The organism is Aquificaceae bacterium (genome assembly GCA_037722135.1).
GTDB lineage: Bacteria > Aquificota > Aquificia > Aquificales > Aquificaceae > Pampinifervens > Pampinifervens sericum.
In genome coordinates, this window is record JBBKAW010000095.1 from 13,535 (window position 1) to 17,994 (window position 4,460).

6 protein-coding genes are annotated in these 4,460 nt (G+C 42.5%); 2 read left to right on the forward strand and 4 right to left on the reverse strand.

What is annotated here, in order from left to right:
- The coding region (locus WKI49_06505) for a CDP-alcohol phosphatidyltransferase family protein (GenBank protein MEJ7622137.1) at positions 1 to 428 on the forward strand (428 nt) is incomplete at its 5' end.
- 6 nt (positions 429 to 434) lie between these two features.
- On the opposite strand, the gene WKI49_06510 is transcribed toward WKI49_06505, so the two are convergent.
- Genes WKI49_06510 through WKI49_06525 form a run of 4 tightly spaced genes read right to left on the reverse strand, consistent with a single transcriptional unit; the run spans position 435 to position 2,467 of the window.
- Positions 435 to 629, reverse strand: a complete 195-nt coding sequence (locus tag WKI49_06510; protein ID MEJ7622138.1) for a Trm112 family protein — start codon at positions 627 to 629, stop codon at positions 435 to 437.
- Between the two features lies 1 nt (position 630).
- On the reverse strand, positions 631 to 1,044 hold the full coding sequence (locus WKI49_06515) for a hypothetical protein (GenBank protein MEJ7622139.1): 414 nt from the start codon (positions 1,042 to 1,044) through the stop codon (positions 631 to 633).
- A gap of 2 nt (positions 1,045 to 1,046) precedes the next feature.
- On the reverse strand, positions 1,047 to 2,048 hold the full coding sequence (gene moaA / locus WKI49_06520; GenBank protein MEJ7622140.1) for a GTP 3',8-cyclase MoaA: 1,002 nt from the start codon (positions 2,046 to 2,048) through the stop codon (positions 1,047 to 1,049).
- The gene (locus tag WKI49_06525) at positions 2,045 to 2,467 is read right to left on the reverse strand and encodes a molybdenum cofactor biosynthesis protein MoaE (GenBank protein ID MEJ7622141.1); all 423 of its coding nucleotides are present in this window, start codon (positions 2,465 to 2,467) and stop codon (positions 2,045 to 2,047) included. Before WKI49_06525 ends, moaA begins: the two co-directional genes overlap by 4 nt.
- A gap of 263 nt (positions 2,468 to 2,730) precedes the next feature.
- Here WKI49_06525 and WKI49_06530 point away from each other — a divergent pair, with 263 nt between their 5' ends.
- Positions 2,731 to 4,044, forward strand: a complete 1,314-nt coding sequence (locus tag WKI49_06530; GenBank protein ID MEJ7622142.1) for a glutamate-5-semialdehyde dehydrogenase — start codon at positions 2,731 to 2,733, stop codon at positions 4,042 to 4,044.
- Positions 4,045 to 4,460 lie beyond the last annotated feature (416 nt).

Sequence of the window (4,460 nt, forward strand, 5' to 3'; positions counted from 1 at the left end):
TTGCAGGAGTTCTTGTGATAGTTGCAGGGGTTTCTGATTGGTTGGATGGTGGGATAGCAAGGAGAAACAATAAGGTAAGTAGATTGGGTATTCTTCTTGACCCTTTTGTGGATAAGGTTTTTGTCCTTGGTATACTATCTTACTTTTTATACACACAGGAAATAGGACTTTTACCCTTTATATTACTTCTCATAAGAGAGCTTTCTGTATCTTTTCTTAGGAGCCTTTCTGTAGAGAAAGGCTATACCATGCCCGCATCTTACCTTGGAAAGGCAAAGGCTTTTTTTGAGTTTATAACCCTTATAGCTCTGTGCTTTGGTCAAGACTATGCTAACATCCTTTTATGGGTATCTGTCTTGTTGGCATACATTTCTATGTACGACTATGTGGTTAAATATATGGTCTTTGAAAGGGAGAATACACTTTAATAGTTTCTAAGTGGTCTGTGGCTTTTCCTTTAACTCTTCAAGGGGTCTTGCGGACTCTATAAGAAGGATGGGGATATCTTCCTCTATGGGATAGTAAACCTTGCACTTCAAACATATGAGTATATTTCTTTCTTCATCGTAGGTCAGGTCTCCCTTACACTTTGGACATGCGAGTATTTCAAGAATCTCTTTGCTTAGCATCTTATCCCTCCTTCACATAATCCCATAATTCTAACATAAACCTTTTAAACTCCTCTAACCTTTGTTTGTCTAATTTTTTGAGTAGATTTTCTTCGTCAAAAATTAGCTCACCTGATAAGGGTGATAGCTCAATATGTTCAAGATGGGCTGTATCAAGACCGAAAATACACATATACTGTTGAGCATGTTCCTTAAACTTTACAAACTCTTCTTCATATGGCTGGGATTCCTTTGTGGTCCAATGATAAGCACCTCCAAAGGGATTAAGCCAGTATGGTTCGTTGGTTTCAACACAAAAGCTTGCCCTTTTTACAGACATTATATCTGTTAAAAGCTCTCCATCTGGCATACTCACAGCCCATACTTTGTTTTTTAGAGGGTTTATAAGAAACTCAACTTGTCTATGTTCTATCATCCTCAACCTCCTACCTTAAACATTTCAAACTTTCTTGGCATTATACCATTTTTTAAAAGTTCAAGCCTCTGCTCTGAGTATCTGTCGGACCTCAAAGCCCAAATCTTGCTTATAAACTCCCTTATATCTTCATCACTTGCACCACCTCTCAAAAGACTTTTAACATCGTAGCCATCTTGAGCAAATAGGCATGTAAGCACTTTTCCATCTGCGGTAAGCCTGAGTCTGTTGCAGTCTCCACAAAAGGGTTGGGTTATAGAGGATATAAAGCCCACCTCTACACCGTCATCTTTATACCTGTATCTGTCCGCCACCTCTCCCCTGTAGGATTTTTCCACAGGTTCAAGCTCAAAGTGTTTGCTAAGAAGCTTTAACATCTCCTTTACAGAATACACCTTTTCTAAAGACCATCCATTTACATTACCCACATCCATAAACTCTATAAACCTTACCACCACACCCATACCCTTAAAAAACCTTGCTATATCCGGTATCTCTCCGTCATTAACACCCCTTATGACACATACATTTACCTTCACAGGCTTTAGCCCAACCTTTAGAGCTTCCTCAATACCTCCAATTATCTGAGAGACCTTTACCTGTCTTCCCACAAGCCTTGACAAAACTTCATCCTTGAGAGAATGAAGACTTACTGTTATTCTTTTGAGCCCTGCTTCCTTTAAGAGCTTTGCCTTCTCTTTTAAAAGAAAGCCGTTAGTTGTAAGGCTTAGGTCTTCCAAAGGCAGTTCAGATAGGTAAGCTATTAGCTTTTCAAGGTTTCTCCTCAAGAGTGGCTCACCGCCTGTAAGCCTGACCTTCTTTACACCAAGAGGAATTACAGCCCTTACGAACTTGGTAATCTCCTCAAAGGAAAGAATCTCTTCACGCCTTAGGAATTCATACTCTTCTCCTTCTGGCATACAGAAACTACACCGAAAGTTGCACCTGTCTGTTACGGATATTCTAAGGTCATGAAGCTCCCTTCCAAGGGCGTCCTTTATCATGCTCCAAGCACCCACTCACCTCTGCCATCTTTGAAAACTTCCTTTTTCCATATGGGCACTCTCCTTTTGACCTCGTCCACCACATACCTGCAGGCTCTAAAGGTTTCATCCCTGTGTCCGCCAAAGACCACTACCATAAAGGAGGGTTCTCCCACCTTTACCACACCGAGCCTATGGTGAATAAATACCTCTCTAACAGGAAAGTTCTTTAGTGCTTCCTCTCGTATATCTTCCATGACTTTTATAGCCATTTCGGGAAAGGCTTCGTAATGAAGCTCTACCACATCCCCATCTTCTGGAGCGGACCTGGCTATACCCAAGAAAACAAGTCCCGCACCACAATCCTCTGGCACTCTATATTGGGACAAGATTCTGTCCGCTCCTATCCACTCTACACCTAAATAAACTCTTGGAATCATCCTTAGTAAAATATAGACTGCATGCTGTGGGTTTTAATGACTTATCTCAAAAAAGTCTCTACAGTTCGGTTTTTAAAGCAGGGTGCAGAATGTAAATGCAGACAAGGACTTACCTAACCGTGTTAAAGGGCGGTTAAGGCTACTTTTGTCTGGGAGCTTCTAAAAGGGATATTTATCTACGCTACGGAATGTTCTATCAAGAATAGAATAAGGGAGTTTTTCAGACAAGAAGCTCTTTACGAGAAACTGTTATAATTTAAACTATGGAGGAGCTAAGAAGATATGCAGAGGAGAAGGTAAACCTTGCTCGTTCTACCTTAAGAAGTTTAATGTCCTTGACAACGGATATAAAAAACCATACCCTCTTGAGGGCTGCGGAGCTACTGCAGGAAAGGAAGGACTATATAAAGGAAGAAAACCAAAAGGACATAGAATACGCAAAATCTCAAGGGCTTTCACCTGCTTTAATAGATAGGCTTTTGCTTAACGACAAACGAATAGAGGGTATGGTTAAGGTTCTTAGGGATGTGGCTTCTTTGCCGGACCCTGTGGGAGAGATAACGCGCATGTGGACGCGTCCTAATGGCCTTCAGGTGGGGAAAATGCGTGTTCCTCTTGGAGTTATCTTTATTGTCTACGAGGCAAGACCTAACGTCACTATAGAGGCTGCCTCTTTGTGTATGAAATCTTCAAACGCTGTAATCCTAAGGGGTGGGAAGGAAGCCATAAACTCCAACAGGGCTCTTGTGGAAATCTTGCGTCAGGCATGCAGGGAAACGGGCTTTCCAGAGGAAGCGGTCCAATTTATAGATAGACCAGAGAGGGAGATAGTGTGGGAGATACTGGGTATGGAGGGCAAGGTGGACGTGGCAATTCCAAGGGGCGGTGAGAGCCTCATAAGGGCGGTTGCGGAAAAGGCAAAGGTGCCAGTTATAAAGCATTACAAGGGAGTTTGCAACATATACGTGGATGAGGAAGCGGACCTTACAAAGGCTTACCATATTGTCTACAACGCAAAGGTGCAAAGACCCTCTGTCTGTAATGCGGTGGAAAACCTTATAATCCACAAAAGTCTCTTAAATACCTTCTGGGTAAAGATGGCGGATATCTTAGGAAAGGCAGGAGTGGAGCTAAGGTGCGACCCAGAAAGCCTTGAGGTTATAAAGTCCAGACCAGAGCTTTCTCATGTAAGGGCAGTCCCTGCCACGGAAGAGGACTACTATGAGGAGTTTCTTGACCTTATACTTGCAGTTAAAACGGTAGAAAGCCTTGAGGAAGCCATAGAGTTTATAGAAAAATATGGCTCAAAGCACTCTGATGCCATAATAACGGAAAACTATACAAAAGCCATGAAGTTCATAAAGGAGGTGGACTCCGCAGCGGTTTATGTGAACGCTTCCACACGCTTTACCGATGGCAACGAGTTTGGTCTTGGGGCGGAGATGGGTATATCTACCGACAAAATTCACGCAAGAGGTCCGATGGCTCTTGAGGAGCTAACCATTGAGAAGTTTATAGTTTTTGGCAATGGACAGTTAAGAGACAACGTGGGAGTTCCTCCCGAATGGATGCAATAGACACGCAGGAGCTTATAGATTTTCTAACTAAGGGAGAAGCTTCAGAGGCTTTGGAGAGATACTTTAAAGAGGTAGTAAAGAAAAAAGGGTAAGATTTTCCTCTCCAACTACACTATTCTTGAGCTGGCGTATATTCTTGAATACAACTTCGGAGTAAGCAGGGAGCTTGTAGCTAAGAGTTTAAGGACTATAATTGAGGACAGACTCTTCAAGGTAGAGGGTAAAAGGGAGCTGGAAGAGGCTCTCAAGCTATACGCAGAGGGGATGGACTTGCTTAGTGCTTTAAAATAAGTCTACCAGAGACCTTATAGCTGGACTTACGGTAGCTAAGGCTGTCAACTCATGAAGAAAAGAAAGCCTATGACTTTGGCATGGAGTGTTTTCTTGTTTCAGACAGAGGAGACCTCTTTGGCAGG